The sequence below is a fragment of the Candidatus Oleimmundimicrobium sp. genome, from assembly GCF_030651595.1.
GTDB lineage: Bacteria > Actinomycetota > Aquicultoria > UBA3085 > Oleimmundimicrobiaceae > JAUSCH01.
Genome location: NZ_JAUSCH010000078.1, coordinates 1 through 1,955 on the forward strand (window position 1 = coordinate 1; position 1,955 = coordinate 1,955).

Sequence of the window (1,955 nt, forward strand, 5' to 3'; positions counted from 1 at the left end):
AGCCCCTACGCGCTATACGCTAAAATGCGAGATACGATTCACAAGATGCTAAATACTAACGACTAATTAAGATGGAGGGAAATATGAAAGAATATATTTTAGTTATCAATCCCGGCTCAACTTCTACCAAAATAGCAATATTCAATCAGGAAGGAAAAGAGATTTTTAGCAGGTCTATCACCCATTCCATAGAAGAACTTTCTCAATTTAAATCTCTGTTAGAACAAGGTCCAGTCAGAAAAAAGATAATTTTGGATACCTTAAAAAAGGAAAACATAGAATTTAATTCAATAAAAACGATTATAGGACGGGGCGGTGTATTAAAACCTTTAGAGGCCGGGACTTATGAGGTTAACAACAAACTTATAAATGACTTAAAAAATTCTCCCATTGAGCATGCCTCTAACCTGGGGGGAATTATTGCCCATGAAATAGCTGAAAAAATCGATGTCCCTGCCTATATCGCTGACCCGGTATCGGTTGATGAATTTGCCGATATCGCCCGGATATCCGGGCTAAAAGGAATAGAAAGGAAATCTTTGCTTCATACTTTAAATATCCGGGCCAATGCTTTCCGTTATGCTAGAGAACAAGGGAAAAAGTTCGAGGAAATAAATCTTATTGTAGCCCATTTGGGTGGAGGGATATCTATTGCCCCCATTATGAAAGGGAAAATTGTTGATGTAAATAACGCCAATGACGGAGGACCTTTTTCGCCTGAGCGAAGCGGTTCTCTCCCTAATAAGGCTTTAATTCATCTGTGTTATTCTGGTAAATATTCAGAAAAAGAATTATACAAGTTAATTACCAATCAGGGCGGGCTTGTTTCTTATTTGGGCACTAATGATACAAGAGAGGTAATGAAGAAAATTGAGCAAGGTGATAATTATGCCAAGCTTATTTTTGAGGCAATGTGTTATCAAATCGCCAAAGAAATTGGGGCAATGGCTGCAGTATTAAAAGGAAAAGTTGAAGCAATCATTCTTACCGGAGGCATAGCCCATAATGAAATTTTAGTAAACAAGATAAAAGAACGAGCGGGTTGGATAGCTCCAGTTGTAGTTTATCCAGGAGAAGAAGAAATGAAGGCCTTGGCCCAAGCAGTGATAAGAGTAATAAATGGGGTAGAAAAAGTAAAAACATATTCTTAAAATCAAATTTTAATTTTAATTTTGGCTTTTACAGTGTCGTTTCCATATCTTATGTCATTCCCTCGAAAGAGGGAATCCATCATTGTAGGGGCATATTGCAATATGCCCTTGTTTATGGATTCCGTATCAAGTGCGGAATGCCATAATATTTTTTCTTTAAAAGTCAAGGTAGGGGTCGGATTTATCCGACCCGTTATCCTTATATTATACCAGGAGGTTTGAAGATGATAAAAAGCTTTAAAGAATTATTTGCCAATTTAAAAACTAAAGGAAGAGAAAAAATTATTGTTGCCGGTGGAGAAGACATCGAAACCTTGAAAGCCCTGAAAGATTGTTACGATTACGGATTCGGAGAGGGAATTTTAGTGGGAGATAAAACAGAAATTGAAAAATCCATTTCTATGTTAGGAGAAAGTTATTTTGTAAAAGAGGTTATCGGAGCAAAAGATGATGAAGATAAAGCTCGAAAGGCAGTAGAAAGAGTAAAAGAAGGAGGGACACTCCTTAAAGGGAAGATTAAAACTGCTACGCTTTTAAAGGCGGTGTTAAATAAAGAGTGGGGTTTAAGGACTGATAAAATCGTCAGTGATGTTTTTATCTTTGAAGATAAAAGAGAAAAGAGTCCCAAATTGGTATTAATGAGTGATGGAGGAGTAAACCTCAAACCAGATGTGAAGACCTTAGTTGCAATTATAAATAATGCCGTTGAAGTTGCTCATAAACTGGGAATAGAAATTCCCAAAGTCGCTCTTTTGGCTGCAGTAGAAACTATAAATCCCGATATGGAAGAGACCATTAAAGCAG

Annotated in this window: 2 protein-coding genes; both read left to right on the plus strand. The window is 36.9% G+C overall.

What is annotated here, in order from left to right:
- The first annotated feature begins 83 nt into the window (after window positions 1-83).
- Window positions 84-1,151 carry a butyrate kinase gene (buk, locus tag Q7U95_RS04845; protein ID WP_308752337.1) on the plus strand — a complete coding sequence of 356 codons (1,068 nt, stop codon included), beginning with the start codon at window positions 84-86 and terminating at the stop codon, window positions 1,149-1,151.
- Window positions 1,152-1,375: 224 nt separating this feature from the next.
- A partial coding sequence (locus Q7U95_RS04850; RefSeq protein ID WP_308752338.1) for a phosphate acyltransferase occupies window positions 1,376-1,955 on the plus strand: 580 nt, incomplete at its 3' end.

Bases quoted from the DNA above. Each gene is read 5' to 3' on its own strand.
- buk (WP_308752337.1), top strand. From the start codon at position 84: ATGAAAGAATATATTTTAGTTATCAATCCCGGCTCAACTTCTACCAAA.